This is a genomic window from Serratia sp. 22264 (genome assembly GCF_052045345.1).
GTDB lineage: Bacteria > Pseudomonadota > Gammaproteobacteria > Enterobacterales > Enterobacteriaceae > Serratia > Serratia plymuthica.
Window position 1 is genome coordinate 313,865 of the sequence record NZ_JBQEOY010000005.1, and the last position, 16,958, is coordinate 330,822.

At 58.6% G+C, this 16,958-nt stretch carries 11 protein-coding genes, 1 tRNA gene and 2 rRNA genes; 6 read left to right on the forward strand and 8 right to left on the reverse strand.

Annotation, left to right across the window (positions count from 1 at the left end):
* Positions 1-22: 22 nt before the first annotated feature.
* Positions 23-748, forward strand: a complete 726-nt coding sequence (locus ACTJJ1_RS18770; protein ID WP_440834818.1) for a UTRA domain-containing protein — start codon at positions 23-25, stop codon at positions 746-748.
* Positions 749-822: 74 nt separating this feature from the next.
* Here ACTJJ1_RS18770 and metH read toward each other — a convergent pair whose 3' ends face one another.
* Positions 823-4,533 (reverse strand): methionine synthase, encoded by a 3,711-nt coding sequence (gene metH, locus ACTJJ1_RS18775; protein ID WP_440834820.1) that lies wholly within the window; start codon positions 4,531-4,533, stop codon positions 823-825.
* 182 nt (positions 4,534-4,715) lie between these two features.
* Here metH and iclR point away from each other — a divergent pair, with 182 nt between their 5' ends.
* From iclR to ACTJJ1_RS18800, 5 genes are all read left to right on the forward strand, one after another.
* Entirely contained in the window at positions 4,716-5,546 is an 831-nt protein-coding gene (iclR, locus tag ACTJJ1_RS18780; protein ID WP_004948889.1) for a glyoxylate bypass operon transcriptional repressor IclR, read from the forward strand.
* Positions 5,547-5,782: 236 nt separating this feature from the next.
* Positions 5,783-6,322: a gluconokinase gene (gene gntK, locus ACTJJ1_RS18785; RefSeq protein ID WP_004948892.1), complete on the forward strand. Its 540-nt coding sequence runs from the start codon at positions 5,783-5,785 to the stop codon at positions 6,320-6,322.
* On the forward strand, positions 6,319-7,656 hold the full coding sequence (gntU, locus tag ACTJJ1_RS18790; RefSeq protein ID WP_440834823.1) for a gluconate transporter: 1,338 nt from the start codon (positions 6,319-6,321) through the stop codon (positions 7,654-7,656). The genes gntK and gntU overlap by 4 nt, the downstream gene beginning before the upstream one ends.
* A 109-nt stretch (positions 7,657-7,765) precedes the next feature.
* Positions 7,766-9,580 (forward strand): phosphogluconate dehydratase, encoded by a 1,815-nt coding sequence (gene edd, locus ACTJJ1_RS18795; protein WP_004948899.1) that lies wholly within the window; start codon positions 7,766-7,768, stop codon positions 9,578-9,580.
* A gap of 43 nt (positions 9,581-9,623) precedes the next feature.
* Positions 9,624-10,265, forward strand: a complete 642-nt coding sequence (locus ACTJJ1_RS18800) for a bifunctional 4-hydroxy-2-oxoglutarate aldolase/2-dehydro-3-deoxy-phosphogluconate aldolase (protein WP_004948904.1) — start codon at positions 9,624-9,626, stop codon at positions 10,263-10,265.
* A gap of 27 nt (positions 10,266-10,292) precedes the next feature.
* Here ACTJJ1_RS18800 and aceK read toward each other — a convergent pair whose 3' ends face one another.
* The 7 genes from aceK to rrf (ACTJJ1_RS18835) all read right to left on the reverse strand — a co-directional run.
* Complete coding sequence (gene aceK, locus ACTJJ1_RS18805; RefSeq protein WP_004948906.1) at positions 10,293-12,047, reverse strand: bifunctional isocitrate dehydrogenase kinase/phosphatase; 1,755 nt, start codon at positions 12,045-12,047, stop codon at positions 10,293-10,295.
* 70 nt (positions 12,048-12,117) lie between these two features.
* Positions 12,118-13,425 (reverse strand): isocitrate lyase, encoded by a 1,308-nt coding sequence (aceA, locus tag ACTJJ1_RS18810; RefSeq protein ID WP_004948909.1) that lies wholly within the window; start codon positions 13,423-13,425, stop codon positions 12,118-12,120.
* A gap of 47 nt (positions 13,426-13,472) precedes the next feature.
* Positions 13,473-15,071: a malate synthase A gene (gene aceB / locus ACTJJ1_RS18815; protein ID WP_004948910.1), complete on the reverse strand. Its 1,599-nt coding sequence runs from the start codon at positions 15,069-15,071 to the stop codon at positions 13,473-13,475.
* A gap of 388 nt (positions 15,072-15,459) precedes the next feature.
* Positions 15,460-16,389 (reverse strand): homoserine O-acetyltransferase MetA, encoded by a 930-nt coding sequence (metA, locus tag ACTJJ1_RS18820; RefSeq protein ID WP_004948912.1) that lies wholly within the window; start codon positions 16,387-16,389, stop codon positions 15,460-15,462.
* Between the two features lie 201 nt (positions 16,390-16,590).
* A 5S ribosomal RNA gene (gene rrf, locus ACTJJ1_RS18825) occupies positions 16,591-16,706 on the reverse strand.
* Between the two features lie 51 nt (positions 16,707-16,757).
* Positions 16,758-16,833, reverse strand: a tRNA-Thr gene (locus ACTJJ1_RS18830).
* Positions 16,834-16,846: 13 nt separating this feature from the next.
* Positions 16,847-16,958: ribosomal RNA gene (gene rrf, locus ACTJJ1_RS18835) — 5S ribosomal RNA — on the reverse strand; the annotation flags it as partial.

Genomic DNA, 16,958 nt, shown 5'->3' on the forward strand with positions numbered 1-16,958 from the left:
ACTGAAATGGGGCATTTGTGGCATGAGTGAAGTATCGACTACCGTGTCGACCATCTGTCAGGCGTTGAACGCCCGTATTGTCGCGGGGGAATTTAATACTGGCGGCAAACTGCCTTCCGAACGCGCCCTGAGCGAGCAGTTTTCCACCACCCGCATTACGCTGCAGGAAGCGCTCGGCCAGTTGGAGGCGCAAGGGGTGATTTACCGTCAGGTGAGGCGCGGCTGGTTTATCTCACCGCCGCGGTTGGTGTACAACCCGTTGCAGCGCAGCCACTTCCACGCCATGGCCCAGCAGCAGGGGCGCGACGCCCACACCCTGGTGATCGACAGTGGCCACGTGCAGGCCGACGCCGCCCTGGCGCGGCGGCTGGAGCTGCCGGAGGGCGCAGAGGTTTACCGCATCCGCCGGCTACGCTTTATCGACGGGCGTGCAGTGCTGTATTGCGAGCACTACCTCAACCCGGCCTACTTCGCCGGTATCCTGGATGCCGATTTGACGCAGTCGCTGACCTCGCTGTACGCAGAGCGCTACGGTATCCGTTATGGCCGGGTGCGCTTCGATATGCTGCCGACCCTGTTACCGCAAGAGGCAGCCACGATGCTGAAGGTCACCTACGGCAGCCCGTCGCTGTTTATTACCCGGGTGAACCGGGATCAACACGATCGGGTGATTGATTGCGATTTGGAGTATTGGCGCTACGACGCGCTGCACATTGATGTCGAGGCGGTGGCGAACGACGAGGGATAAGAAGGGGCCAACATGTTGGCCCCTTACGAGAGGAACTGGCTGACAAGGGCGCCGTGTGCAGCGCCCCTGCGTCATCAGTCGGCGTCGTAGCCCAGGTTAGGCGCCAGCCAGCGTTCAACTTCGCTGGTGCTCATGCCTTTGCGCGCCGCATAGTCTTCCACCTGATCGCGCTGGATCTGCGCCACCGCAAAGTACTTGCTCTCCGGATGGCTGAAGTACCAGCCCGACACCGCCGCTCCCGGCCACATGGCGAAGGATTCGGTCAGCTCCATGCCGGTGTGGCGGTTAACGTCCAGCAGGCGCCAGATCTCCGCTTTCTCGGTATGCTCCGGGCAGGCCGGGTAGCCCGGCGCCGGGCGGATGCCCTGGTAATTCTCGCGTATCAGCTCTTCGTTGCTCAGGTTCTCGTCAGCGGCAAAGCCCCAGTGCAATTTACGCACCTGCTCATGCAGGTACTCGGCGAAAGCTTCCGCCAGGCGATCGGACAACGCCTTGATCATGATTTTATTGTAATCGTCATGCTGCGCATCATAGGCCGCCGCCAGCTCATCCTCTTCCAGACCGCCGGTCACGGCGAAAGCACCGAAATAGTCGGCCTTGCCGCTGCTTTTCGGCGCGACGAAGTCCGCCAGGCAGTAGTTCGGGAAGTCGGTTTTCTCGGTCTGCTGGCGCAGGTGACGGCTGACCACCAGCACCTCGTCGCGGTTTTCGTCGCGATACACCTCGATGTCGTCGCCGACGCGGTTGGCCGGGAACAGGCCGTAGACGCCGCGCGGGTTGAGGCTGCCGTTGGCGGCCAGCATATCCAGCATCTGGTTGGCATCGGCGAACAGGCGCTTGGCCTCCTCACCCACCACCTCGTCTTCCAGAATCCGCGGGTATTTACCTGCCAGCGACCAGGTCATAAAGAACGGTGTCCAGTCGATGTACTGGCGCAGCGTCTCGATGCCGGCCTCCACCGCATGTACCCCAAGCTGCTTCGGCACCGGCGGCCGGTAGTTTTCCCAATCCAGCGCCATGGCGTTATCACGCGCTTTCTGCAGGCTGACCGGCGGGGTGCGCGGTTTTTTGCGCGCATGCTGGATACGCACGGTTTCGTATTCTTTGCGGGTACGCGCCACAAAATCGTCGCGCTGAGTATCGGACAGCAACGCCGACACTACGCCCACGGTGCGGGAGGCATTTTGCACGTAGGTGGTCGAGCCGCTGTAGTTCTGTTCAATCTTCACCGCGGTATGCGCTTTGGAAGTGGTCGCGCCGCCAATCAGCAGCGGCAGGGTAAAGCCCTGGCGCTCCATCTCTTTCGCCACGTTGACCATTTCATCCAGCGACGGGGTGATCAGCCCTGACAAGCCGATGATGTCCACGTTCTGTTCGCGTGCGGTTTTCAGGATTTTCTCCGTCGGCACCATCACGCCCAGATCGACGATTTCGTAATTGTTGCACTGCAACACCACGCCGACGATGTTTTTGCCGATGTCATGCACGTCGCCCTTCACCGTCGCCAGCAGGATTTTGCCCGCCGTGGTGCCTTTCTGCTTGCTGGCCTCGATGTAGGGTTCCAGATAGGCCACCGCCTGCTTCATCACGCGGGCGGACTTCACCACCTGCGGCAGGAACATCTTGCCTTCGCCGAACAGGTCGCCGACCACGTTCATCCCCGCCATCAGCGGCCCTTCGATCACTTCGATCGGGCGTTCCGCACGCTGGCGGGCCTCTTCGGTATCCAGCTCGATAAACTCGGTAATGCCTTTCACCAGCGAGTATTCCAGCCGCTTTTCCACCGGCCAGCCGCGCCATTCCGCCTGCTGCACCGCCACTTCGTTGTCTTTGCTGCCGCGATATTTTTCCGCCAGATCCAACAGGCGTTCGGTACCATCGTCACGGCGGTTGAGGATCACGTCCTCCACCGCGTTACGCAGTTCGTCACTCAGATCGTCGTAGATCGCCAGTTGCCCGGCGTTGACGATGCCCATGTCCATCCCGTTGCGGATCGCGTGGTACAGGAAGACCGCGTGGATCGCTTCGCGCACCGGATCGTTGCCGCGGAACGAGAACGACACATTGGACACCCCGCCGGAGATCATCGCGTACGGCAGGTGGGTTTTGATGTCGGCGCAGGCCTCGATAAAGTCGACGGCATAGTTGTTATGATCTTCGATACCGGTGGCGACGGCAAAGATGTTCGGGTCAAAAATAATGTCTTCCGGCGGGAAGCCGACGCGTTCGGTCAGAATTTTATAGGCGCGGCGACAGATCTCGAACTTGCGCTCGCGGGTATCGGCCTGGCCAACCTCGTCAAACGCCATGACCACCACCGCCGCGCCGTAGCGGCGCACCAGTTTGGCATGGTGAATAAAGGCCTCTTCGCCTTCTTTCATCGAGATGGAGTTAACGATGCCTTTGCCCTGAATGCACTTCAGGCCTTTTTCGATCACCGACCATTTGGAGGAGTCGATCATGATCGGCACCCGGGCGATGTCCGGCTCGCCGGCAATCAGGCTGAGAAAACGCACCATCGCCGCTTCGGCGTCCAGCATCCCTTCATCCATGTTGATATCTATTATCTGCGCGCCGCTTTCCACCTGTTGGCGCGCCACGGCCAAGGCTTCGTTATATTTTTCTTCTTTAATCAGCCGTTTGAAGCGCGCAGAGCCGGTGACGTTGGTCCGTTCACCGACGTTGACGAACAGCGTTTTGGCGTCGATATTCAGCGGTTCAAGGCCGGCCAAACGGCAGGCTACCGGGATATCCGGCAAGGGGCGCGGCGGTACGCCCGCCACCACATCGACCATTGCGGCGATATGCTCCGGCGTGGTGCCGCAACAACCGCCGATAATATTGAGGAAACCGGCATGCGCCCACTCGCCCACCTGTTTCGCCATCTCTTGCGCGTCCAGATCGTACTCACCGAAAGCGTTGGGCAAACCGGCGTTAGGGTGTGCGGTGACGTAGGTTTCCGAGATGCGCGACAGCTCGGCAACGTATTGACGCAGCTCGTCCGGCCCCAACGCACAGTTCAGGCCAAAACTCAGCGGCTTGACGTGGCGCATCGAGTTATAGAAGGCTTCGGTGGTTTGGCCGGACAGGGTTCGGCCGGAGGCGTCGGTGATGGTGCCGGAGATCATGATCGGCAACTCCACGCCCAACGCTTCGAATTCGGTTTCCACCGCAAAGGCGGCCGCTTTGGCGTTCAGGGTATCGAAAATGGTTTCGATCATGATCAGATCGACGCCGCCTTCCACCAGCGCGCGCGTTGATTCGCGGTAAGCTTCCACCAGTTCGTCGAAGGAGACATTGCGGAATGCCGGATCGTTGACGTTCGGCGAAATGGAAGCGGTGCGGTTGGTCGGGCCAAGCACCCCGGCCACGTAGCGCGGTTTATCCGGCGTGCGCGCGGTCCATTCGTCGGCGCAGGCGCGTGCCAGACAAGCGGCCTGATAGTTAATCTCGGCTGACAGCGACTCCATGTGGTAGTCGGCCATGGCGATGGTGGTGGAGTTGAAGGTGTTGGTTTCGAGAATATCGGCGCCCGCTTCCAGATAACCGTAGTGGATCGCGGTAATCACTTCCGGCTTGGTCAGCACCAGCAGGTCGTTATTGCCTTTCAGATCGCTCTGCCAGTCGGCAAAACGTTCGCCGCGAAAATCGCTCTCTTCCAGCCGGTAGCTCTGGATCATGGTGCCCATGCCGCCGTCCAACACTAAAATGCGCTGTGCTAACTGCCGGCGCAGCTGTTCTACTCGATTTGTCACTGTAACCCCTTCAATTGCCATCCAGCCCATCGCTTAACTGCCGCAAAAACCAACGAGTCATCCTAGCACAGCTTGTGGGGCCAAAGTGGCGCGCGGCAATTGAGAGTTTTTCAGGTTGCCCGACAACACATCCGATGAGATGACAGACGGCTTGCAATTCATCTGCAAAAAACGAAAATGAATTCCATCATACGGAAAGAGGAATGCGAATTATGGTCACCCCCGCTCCCGCCAAACGCGGCAAAAAGCCCCGCGCCGCCTCGCCGGCCGCCAGCGCGGCGACCGGTCAGGTTCAATCGCTGACCCGTGGCCTGAAACTGCTGGAATACATTGCCGAAGCCCAGGGAAACGTGGCGCTGACCGATCTGGCCCAGCAGGCCGGGCTGCCGAATTCCACCACTCACCGCCTGCTCACCACCATGCAACAGCAGGGATTCGTGCGGCAGGTGGGCGATCTGGGCCTGTGGACCATTGGCTCACACGCCTTTGTGGTCGGCAGCAGCTTTCTGCAAAGCCGTAATCTGCTGGCGATGGTGCACCCGACGCTGCGCCGTCTGATGGAAGAATCCGGCGAGACGGTCAATCTGGCCGTGCTGGATACCAGCGAGTATCAGGCCATCATTATCGATCAGGTGCAATGCACCGCGCTGATGCGCATGTCGGCGCCGATCGGCGGTAAACTGCCGATGCATGCCTCCGGCGCGGGGAAGGCTTTTCTCTCTACCCTGTCGGATGAGCAAGTCACCAAACTGCTGCATAAAAAGGGCATGCAGACCTACACCCAACATACGATGACGCCGCATAACCTGAAGGAAGGGCTGGCGCAGATCCGCAAACAGGGCTTTTCCTTCGACGACGAAGAGCATGCCCTCGGCCTGCGCTGCGTGGCGGCCTGCATCTTCGACGAGCACCGGGAAGCCTTCGCCGCCATTTCCATCTCCGGCCCGGTGTCGCGCATCACCGATAACCGCGTAATTGAGCTGGGCGCGCTGGTGATCCACGCCGCGAAAGAGATCAGTCTGGAGTACGGCGGCGTACGCTGAAGTGACCCCGTGGCGCCGCCAGCGGCGCCCCGTATCCCATGCTGTTGTCAGCATGTAAAACTCTGTAGGCAGAGTGTTTCCAGCCCCGAAAAAACCTTGAAGCCGATCACAGTTAACGATCCTCACCGCTAAAGCCCATTGCAACCGGCCAAACTTCCTTCGACAATGTTACCGATAACATGTTACCGGTAACAACACCTGTCAACTAACCCTGTTTGCCGTTTTGGAGCTAAGCCATGACCAACAATCAAAACCGAATCTACGTCATCATGGGCGTTTCCGGCAGCGGCAAATCCGCCGTGGCCGCGGCGACCGCCCGCCAACTGTCCGCCGGGTTCCTCGACGGCGATTTCCTGCACCCACGCAGCAATATCCTGAAAATGGCCGCCGGTGAGCCGCTCAACGATGATGACCGCGCCCCGTGGCTGGCCGCGCTCAACGACGCCGCCTTCGCCATGCAGCGCACCAATAGCGTGTCGATCATCGTCTGCTCTGCGCTGAAAAAGCATTACCGCGATCGCCTGCGCGCCGGCAACGGCAACCTGTCATTCATCTATCTGCACGGTGATTTCCCGGTGATCGAAGCCCGCCTGGCGGCGCGCAACGGCCACTTCTTCAAACCGCAAATGCTGGTCACCCAGTTCGCCGCGCTGGAACAGCCGGGCGTCGATGAAAGCGACGTGATGGCCGTCGACATCAATCAACCGCTGGAAGGCGTAATTGCCGATACGGTGCGCCATATCCAAAGCTTCCTGCCACAGGACGTGTGCGCGTGAGTACGATAACGCTGGTCGGTACCGCAGTCGGCTCGGTTTTACTGCTGTTATTCCTGGTGATGAAGGCGCGCATGCACGCCTTCGTCGCGTTAATGCTGGTGTCTATCGCCGCCGGTATCTTCTCCGGCATGCCGCTCGACCGCATCGCCGACACCATGCAGAAAGGCATGGGCGATACGCTGGGGTTTCTGGCAATTGTGGTGGCGCTGGGAGCCATGTTCGGCAAGATCCTGCATGAAGTCGGCGCGCTGGACCAAATTGCGGCGCATTTACTGAAACGTTTCGGTCAAAGCAAGGCGCATTATGCCCTCGGCATCGCCGGTTTGATCTGCGCCCTGCCGCTGTTCTTTGACGTGGCGGTGGTGCTGCTGATCGGCATCGTATTTGCCGTGGCGCGCCGCACCGACGGCAATATCGTCAAGCTGGCTATTCCTCTGTTTGCCGGGGTCGCGGCAGCCGCTTCGTTCCTGCTGCCGGGGCCAGTGCCGATGCTGCTGGCTTCGCAGATGAAGGTCGATTTCGGCTGGATGATCGCCATCGGGCTGGTCGCCGCCACTCTCGGCATGCTGATTGCAGGTCCGTTGTACGGCAGCTTTATCAGCCGCTTCGTTAACTGGCCAATGCCGGCGGAGGAAAACGAACCTACGCTCAATAAAGGCAATCTGCCGTCATTTGGCTTTAGTCTGGCGCTGGTACTCTGCCCGCTGGTGCTGGTCGGCATGAAAACCATTGGCGCGCGACTGGTTACGCCCGGCTCGCAATTGCAGCAGTGGCTGGAGTTTATCGGCCACCCGTTCACCGCCATTCTGATCGCCTGTCTGATCGTGATTTACGGCCTGGCGAAACCGCGCGGCATGACCAATGAACAAACGCTGGCCATCTGCTCTGCGGCGGTGCAACCCGCCGGGATTATTCTGCTGATGACCGGCGCGGGCGGCGTGTTCAAACAGATCCTGGTGGATTCCGGCGTTGGCCCGGCGCTGGGTGATGCCATGATCGGCGCCGGCCTGCCGATCGCCGTAGCCTGTTTCGCGCTGTCCGCCGTAGTGCGGGTGATTCAGGGGTCTGCGACCGTCGCCTGCCTGACTACCGTCGGCCTGGTGCTGCCGGTCACCAGCCAACTGGGGCTGGGCGGTGGACAACTTGCCGCGCTGGCTATCTGCATCGCCGGCGGCTCGATCGTACTCAGCCACGTGAACGACGCCGGTTTTTGGCTGTTCGGTAAATTTACCGGCGCCAACGAACTGCAAACGCTGAAAACCTGGACGGTGATGGAAACCATTCTGGGCAGCGTGGGTGGGATCATCGGCATGGTCGCCTTCACCCTGTTTTAAAAAATATAACGACATAACCCGCCCCCGGTCATTGCACATCAGGGCTGCAATCAACCCCCGGGGGCAGCGCCACTGGCGACGTCAATAACAACAGCAATGTGAGGAAGGTATGCTTAATCCAACCCTATCTCGTGTCACACAGCGCATCATCGAACGCTCCAAAGAGAGCCGAACCGCCTATCTGGCGCGCATCGAGGCCGCCCGCTCCCAAACCGTGCACCGCGCCCAACTGGCCTGCGGCAACCTGGCGCACGGCTTTGCCGCCTGCCAGCCGGATGACAAAACCGCGCTGAAAAATATGGTGCGCAGCGATATCGCCATCATCACCGCCTATAACGACATGCTTTCCGCCCACCAGCCGTATGAGAACTACCCACAGCGGCTGAAACAGGCGCTGCACGCGGTAGGCGCTGTCGGCCAGGTAGCCGGCGGCGTACCGGCGATGTGCGACGGCGTGACCCAGGGGCAGGACGGCATGGAGCTGTCGCTGATGAGCCGCGACGTAATCGCTATGTCTTCAGCCATCGGGCTGTCGCACAACATGTTCGACGGTGCGCTGTTCCTCGGCATCTGCGACAAAATCGTGCCGGGTCTGGTGATGTCCGCTCTGTCCTTCGGCCATTTGCCGGCGCTGTTTGTGCCCGCCGGCCCGATGAGCAGCGGTCTGCCGAACAAAGAGAAAGTGCGCGTGCGCCAGCTGTACGCCGAAGGCAAGGCTGACCGCCTGGCGCTGCTGGAAGCGGAGGCCGCCTCTTATCACGGCATCGGCACCTGCACCTTCTACGGCACCGCCAACACCAACCAGATGGTGATGGAAGTGATGGGTCTGCACCTGCCGGGCGCGTCCTTTGTTCACCCGGCCACGCCGCTGCGCGACGCGCTGACCGACGCCGCCGCACGCCAGGTCACCCGCCTGACCGAAACCGCCGGCAATTATCTGCCCGTCGGCCAACTGGTGGATGAGAAAGTGGTGGTGAACGGCATTGTTTCGCTGCTGGCCACCGGCGGCTCCACCAACCTGACCATGCACATGGTGGCGATGGCGCGCGCCGCAGGCATCATCATCAACTGGGACGATTTCTCAGAACTGTCGGATGCGGTGCCGCTGCTGTGCCGTATCTACCCGAACGGCCCGGCAGACATCAATCAGTTCCAGGCTGCGGGCGGCGTAGCCTTGGTGGTACGCGAGCTTTTGAAGCATGGCCTGCTGCACGAGGACGTGCACACCGTGGCCGGTTTTGGCCTGGCGCGTTACACCCAGGAGCCGTGGCTGGATAACGGCCAACTGGCCTGGCGTGAAGGGGTGGAAAGTTCGCTCGACGCCAAGGTTATCGCCAGCCTTGCCCAACCGTTCGAGCATCACGGTGGCACCAAGGTGCTTTCCGGCAACCTCGGCCGGGCGGTGATGAAAACCTCGGCGGTGCCGACCGACAATCAGATTATCGAAGCGCCGGCGGTAGTCTTCGAAAGCCAGCACGACATCGTACCGGCGTTCGAGGCCGGCAAACTGGACCGCGACTGCGTGGTGGTCGTGCGCTTCCAGGGGCCACAGGCCAACGGCATGCCGGAGCTGCACAAGCTGATGCCGCCGCTGGGCGTGTTGATGGATCGCGGTTTCAAGGTGGCGCTGGTGACCGACGGCCGCCTGTCCGGCGCTTCCGGCAAGGTGCCTTCCGCCATCCACGTGACTCCGGAAGCCTACACCGGGGGCCTGCTGGCGAAAGTGCAAAACGGCGACCCGATCCGCGTTAACGGCCGCACCGGCGAGCTGGAGTTGTTGGTCGATGCCGATGTGCTGGCGCAGCGCGCCCCTTCTCAGCCGGACCTGAGCGCGGAACACGTCGGTTGCGGCCGCGAACTGTTCGGTGCCTTGCGCAGCCAGCTTTCCGGCGCTGAACAAGGTGCCTGCTGCATCAAATTTTAATCGTTAGCATGGCCGCGGCGGCCATAACTGGAGAACATCGTTAATGAACAATTGGAAGACAAGCGCAGAGCAAATCCTGATGGCCGGGCCGGTCGTACCGGTGATCGTCATCAACAAGCTCGAACATGCGGTTCCGCTGGCAAAAGCCCTGGTCGCCGGCGGCGTGCGGGTGCTGGAAGTGACGCTGCGCACCGCCTGCGCGATGGACGCGATCCGCGCCATTGCCCAGGAAGTGCCGGACGCGATTATCGGTGCAGGCACCGTGATTAACCCTCAGCAGTTGCAGCAGGTGACCGACGCCGGCGCACAGTTCGCCATCAGCCCGGGCCTGACCGACGCGTTGCTGAAAGCGGCCACCGCCGGTTCGATCCCGTTAATTCCCGGTATCAGTACCGTGTCTGAACTGATGTTGGGTATGGATTATGGCCTGCGCGAGTTCAAGTTCTTCCCGGCGGAAGCCAACGGCGGCGTGAAAGCGCTGCAGGCGATCGGCGGCCCGTTCCCGCAGGTGCGCTTTTGCCCCACCGGTGGCATTTCACCGGGTAACTACCGCGACTATTTGGCGCTGAAAAGCGTGCTGTGCATCGGCGGCTCCTGGCTGGTGCCGGCGGATGCGCTGGAAAACGGCGACTACGCGCGCATCACCGAATTGGCGCGCGCAGCCGTTGCGGGTGCCGTGGCTTAATCGTATCGGGCGCGGCTTGCCGCGCCTCTACGCGGTGGCGGATGTCGCGGGCAGCGCCGTGCCGCTGCGCTGGCTGAAACGCCGCTTCTTGCGGTAAGCGAACACATCTTCCACATGTCCATCGCGGATACGCTGTTGCAACCCGCGCCAGTAGTCGGCCTCGAACAGGTCACTGTGCATCTCTTCAAACACTTGGCGAATGCGTCGATCGCCACACAGGAAATGCCTGAACTCCTCCGGAAACACGTCGTTCGGCGACACGCTGTACCACGGCTCGCTGGCCAGTTCGTCCTCCGGATAGCGCGGCGGCGGGATATCGCGGAAATTCACCTCGGTCATGTAGCAAATTTCATCGTAATCGTAGAACACCACCCGCCCGTGACGGGTCACGCCGAAATTCTTGAACAGCATATCGCCGGGGAAGATATTGGCCGCCGCCAGTTGCTTGATGGCGTTGCCGTACTCCTCAATCGCATCGCGTATCTGCTGCTCACTGGCCTGCTCCAGATACAGGTTCAGCGGCGTCATGCGCCTTTCCATATACAGATGCTTGATCACGACGCGATCGCCCAGATCCTCCAGCTTGCCCGGCACTTCGCGCTGCAACTCCGCCAACAGTTCCGGGCTGAGACGCGCCTTGTCGACGACAAAATTCTCGTATTCCTGGGTATCCGCCATACGCCCGACGCGATCGTGCTCTTTCACCAGTTGGTAACAGGCCATCACCTGCGCCTGCGTCACCTCTTTTTGCGGTGCGAACTGATCTTTGATCACTTTGAACACCCGATCGAACGACGGCAGAGTAAACACCAGCATCACCATGCCCTTAACCCCTGGCGCGATGATGAACTGCTCCTGCGAGCGGGCCATGAACCTAAGGTATTCGCGGTAACACTCTGTTTTACCGTGCTTCTGGCAGCCAATCGCCATATACAACTCGGCGGTGGTTTTACCCGGCAGGATCTCGCGCAGCCACTCGACCATAGCCGCCGGCAAGGGTGCATAAACCATGAAGTACGAACGGGCGAAGCCGAACACGATGCTGGCCTCGGCCTTGCTGGTCAGGCAGGTGTCGATAAACAGCGCGCCGGAATCGCTGTGATGAATAGGCAGCAGGAAAGGATAAACGCCGTCTGGCAACCGCAGTTTGCCAACCAGCCAGGCGGCCTTGTTGCGATAAAACAGTTCATTGGCGATCTGGAACGTTGCCCCCGCCAGTTGCTGTGCACTGAAGCTTTGCTGCAATGCCAGGGTGATGTAATGAATATCGCGCGGCAAGTTCTCCCACGGCAGGCGCAGGGGTAAATCGGTCAGCAGGGTGTGCAGCATCGCCGGGACGTCGCCGCCGGCGGTAAAATTGCGCGATAGCGGGCGCGGGATGTCGCGAAAACGCCCTTCCGGCTGCGAACTGAAAACAAACAGCTTTTCCGGCGTCAGATCGCGGTGCCGGAACAGACGGCAATAGACCGAATTGAAGAAGCTCTCGGCAATCTCAAAACGCGGGTACTCCGGCAACAGATCGGTATAGACCGCTTTCACCCGGCAAGGGAAATCCGCATCAAAATATTTTTGCCCGGTGATGCACTTGAGTTGCTCCACCACCAGACCGACATGATGATCATACAGATGGATACGCTTTTTCATCGCCTGCTGTACGGCAGGCCAATCCGCCCGCTCAAAGCGCTGCTGCGCGCCGGCGGTCACCTCGAGGAAACGGCCGTATTGCGCATCAAAGCCCTGCAGGATCGTCTGTGCGATCAACAACTCCAGTTTTGCCGCCATCCTTACCTCCCGCCAGAAAACAGAGCCTGCATAAGCAGGCTCCGGAATACCCGTTATCAGCGCAGTTCCATCAGAACTGTTGCTCTTCCGTCGAACCGGTCAGCGCGGTCACCGAGGATGCGCCACCCTGAATGATGGTGGTGACTTTATCGAAGTAGCCGGTGCCCACTTCCTGCTGGTGTGAGGCAAAGGTGTAGCCACGCGCAACGGCGGCGAATTCCGGCTCTTGCACCTTCTCGACGTAGTGTTTCATGCCTTCACCCTGCGCATAAGCGTGTGCCAGATCGAACATGTTGAACCACATGCTGTGGATGCCGGCCAGGGTAATGAACTGGTATTTGTAGCCCATCGCGGACAGCTCTTCCTGGAAGCGAGCGATAGTCTGATCGTCCAGGTTCTTTTTCCAGTTGAACGACGGCGAGCAGTTGTAGGCCAGCAGCTTGCCCGGGAACTTGGCATGGATCGCGTCGGCGAAACGCTTGGCCGCTTGCAGATCCGGGGTTGAGGTTTCACACCACACCATGTCCGCATAAGGGGAGTAGGCCAGCCCGCGGCTGATCGCCTGTTCGATGCCGGCATGGGTGCGGAAAAAGCCCTCGGCGGTGCGTTCACCGGAAACGAATTCGCTGTCGTAAGGATCGCAATCGGATGTCAGCAAATCAGCCGCATCGGCATCCGTACGCGCAATCACCAGCGTTGGCACGCCGAGTACGTCGGCTGCCAGACGCGCGGCAACCAGCTTTTGGATCGCTTCCTGGGTTGGCACCAGCACTTTGCCACCCATATGGCCGCATTTTTTTACCGCCGCCAGTTGGTCTTCGAAATGCACCCCGGCGGCACCGGCTTCAATCATCGCTTTCATCAGTTCGTAGGCGTTCAGTACGCCGCCAAAGCCGGCTTCCGCATCGGCGACGATCGGCAGGAAGAAATCGGTGTAACCTTTGCTGCCCGGTTCAATCTTGTTGGACCACTGGATCTGATCGGCGCGGCGGAAAGTATTGTTGATGCGCTCAACCACCGTCGGCACCGAGTCCACCGGGTACAGCGACTGGTCCGGGTACATCGCGGTCGCGGTGTTGGCATCCGCCGCCACCTGCCAGCCAGACAGGTAAATCGCCTCGACGCCCGCTTTGGCCTGCTGCAACGCCTGGCCGCCAGTTAGCGCCCCCAGGCAGTTAACGTAGCCTTTACGTGATTTGCCATTCAGCAGATCCCAAAGTTTGGCAGCGCCGTTCTGCGCCAGAGTGCAAACCGGGTTGACTGAGCCACGCAGGTTGATCACGTCTTCGGCGCTGTACGGGCGAGTGATGCCTTTCCAGCGGGCCGATTTCCATTCCTGTTCCAGCTGTTGAATCTGTTGAGTACGTGAGGTAGACATAATTTTTATCCTTTTCAATAATGTAGGGTTAATGTTCAGGAATGTTTTCAGGCCAGTAATTCGTAGCCGGGCAATGTCAGGAAATCGATCAGCTCATCTGAAACGGTGATTTTCTCCATCAGGCGCGCGGCCTCGGTAAAACGCCCGTGGCTGAAACGTTGCTCACCGAGTTCTTCTTGAATAACGAGAACTTCTTCGGCAAGCATCTTACGAAACAGCGCTTTGGTGACCAGTTGGCCGTCGCTGAGGGATTTTTCATGGTGGATCCACTGCCAGATCGAGGTACGGGAAATTTCTGCCGTCGCCGCATCCTCCATCAGCCCGTAAATCGGTACGCAGCCGTTGCCTGAGATCCAGGCCTCGATGTATTGCACCGCCACGCGAATGTTGGCACGCATACCGGCTTCGGTCCGCTCGCCGTCGCAAGGCTCCAGCAGCTGCGCGGCACTGATCGGCGCATCGCTTTCACGCAGCACTTCCAACTGGTTGCGGCGCTCGCCGAGTACCCGGCTGAACACTTCCATCACGGTGTCCGCCAGCCCTGGGTGCGCCACCCAGGTGCCGTCGTGACCGTTATTGGCCTCCAGCTCTTTATCAGCCCGCACCTTGTTCAGCACCCAGGCATTTTTCTCGGCGTCTTTGCTCGGGATAAACGCTGCCATGCCGCCCATCGCGAAGGCGCCACGTTTATGGCAGGTTTTGATCAGCAAGCGGGAATAGGCGCTGAGGAACGATTTGTCCATCGTGACCGACTGACGATCCGGCAACACTCGGTCAGCATGGTTTTTCAGCGTTTTTATGTAGCTGAAGATGTAATCCCAACGACCGCAGTTCAACCCGACGATATGGTCGCGCAGGTGATACAGGATCTCATCCATCTGGAAGACCGCCGGCAGCGTTTCAATCAGTACCGTGGCTTTGATGGTGCCGCGCGGCAGATCAAAGCGATCCTCGGTAAAGCTGAATACCTCGCTCCACCAGGCCGCTTCCTGCCAGGACTGGGTTTTCGGCAGATAGAAGTAAGGGCCGCTGCCTTTTTCCAGCAGTTGGCGGTAGTTGTGAAAGAAATACAGTGCGAAATCAAACAGGCCGCCGGGGATCGCTTCCCCTTGCCACTGCACGTGTTTCTCCGGCAGATGCAGGCCGCGTACACGGGCGATCAATACCGCCGGGTTTGGCTTCAACTGATAAATCTTTCCGGCTTCGTTGGTATAGGAGATGGTGCCGTTCACCGCATCATGCAGGTTGATTTGCCCCTCGATCACTTTGTCCCAGCTAGGTGCAAGCGAGTCTTCGAAATCGGCCATAAACACCTTCACATTGGCGTTCAAGGCATTGATCACCATCTTGCGTTCAACCGGCCCGGTGATTTCTACCCTGCGGTCGCGCAGATCATCGGGAATACCCAGGATCTTCCACTCACTCTCACGAATGGAAGTGGTTTCCGAAATAAATCCAGGAAGATCGCCTTGATCGATCTTCTGCTGCCAGCAGGCGCGCGCAGCCAATAGCTTGTTGCGCTGTGGAGTAAATTTACTCACCAGTTCCGCCAGGAATTCGACCGCGTCATCCGTTAACACCTGTCGCTCAGCAGCGGTAAAACCCTGCGTAAACGTTAACTCCGTGCCTACTATCTGTTGCGTCATTGTCTTACTCCTTCCCATTGTTGCGCACCCGCCGTCGCCAGAAGACAGGCGCTTCTTCATCAGAAATCAATGTGGATCAGGGCATGCAAAACGATCTCGGCTGGTCAGATCTCAACCCCATTGGATCTAAGAATACTCAACTAAAAATAAAAATCAAAAACGATTTCCATTTTAATATTAAATATTTTATTAACCTATAATTATCAATAAGTTAATTTGAATAACGAATTTAACCGACAAGGAAACCGGTTCCATTAAATATCAGAATATAAAATAAGTGTTTGTTAATGAATGGATTTTATTGAGAATTTGGAGTGGAAAATGGGTTCTGGCCAGGAGGGAAAGACATCGGCGGCCTCGATTCAGCCGCCGGTAAAGGTAAAAAACGTTACTCGAGAGTGGGGTTCATATGGCGCAGATCGTACGGCGTGATCTGGTAGACATAGTAGTTCAGCCAGTTGGCGAACAGCAGATGGCCATGGCTGCGCCAGGAGGCTTTTGGAGTGAGTTCGGGGTTATCATCGGGGAAGTAGTTTAGCGGAACGACAGGGTTAAGGCCGGCCTCGTTATCGCGACAATACTCCCCCGCTAACGTCAACGCATCATATTCAGGGTGGCCTGTCACAAATGCCAGTCGCTTGTCTTTGCTGGCGAATAAATAAGCCCCGGTTTGCTCCGACTCGGCCAGAATGTCCAGATCCGTGTATTGACGAATAATCTCTGTAGGGAAGTCCGCATAGCGTGAATGCGGTGCCAGGAAGGTCTCATCAAAGCCACGAGTCAGCAGTGCATGCTGCTGCAATGTCTGATGCTGATAAACGCCCGAGAGCTTCTCCTCACGCGTCATCTTCGGGATGCCGTAGAGGATATTCAGCGCGGCCTGGACCGCCCAGCACACGAACAGCGTGGAGGTGACGTGGTTCTTCGCCCAGTCGATAACGCGTTCTATCTGCGGCCAGTAGGCAACGTCACAGAAATCAACTAACCCCAGCGGCGCGCCGGTCACGATCAGGCCATCGAAGTTCTGATCCTGAATGTCTTCAAAATCACAGTAAAAATTGTTCAGATGCTCCGCCGGCGTGTTCTTCGACTCACGGCTGTCGATGCGCAGCAGCTGGATGTCAATTTGCAGCGAAGAGTTGGAAAGTAGACGCAAAAACTGGTTTTCCGTCTCGATCTTCTTTGGCATCAGGTTGAGGATCAGTACTTTCAACGGCCTGATTTCCTGTGTTTTTGCCCGAGAGGATGTCATCACAAAGACATTCTCATTGCGCAAGAAACTGACTGCAGGTAACTCATCAGGAACACGAATCGGCATTGCTTAATCCTCACACATCCGTTTATACGTTTAGACTTCTAGATGCCCGAAGATAGCGTTTTTTTGGCTCAATGTCGAGTGTTCAACGGTAAGGTGAAAATGTTTCATTGCTGAGAACCTAGGGGGATGAAGCACCGTTATCGGGCAAATGCTGAAAAGCAAAAAGGCCATCCTTTCGGATGGCCTCTCGGCTTAATTGATGCTTGGCAGTGTCCTACTCTCGCATGGGGAGACCCCACACTACCATCGGCGCTACGGCGTTTCACTTCTGAGTTCGGCATGGGGTCAGGTGGGACCACCGCGCTATTGCCGCCAAGCAAATTCTTTTAATTCTTTTTGCCGAACTTCTAAACCCACTTTAAATAAAGTGGTGCTGATACCCAGAGTCGAACTGGGGACCTCACCCTTACCAAGGGTGCGCTCTACCAACTGAGCCATATCAGCACACTAATTTGATGCCTGGCAGTGTCCTACTCTCGCATGGGGAGACCCCACACTACCATCGGCGCTACGGCGTTTCACTTCTGAGTTCGGCATGGGGTCAGGTGGGACCACCGCGCTATTGCCGC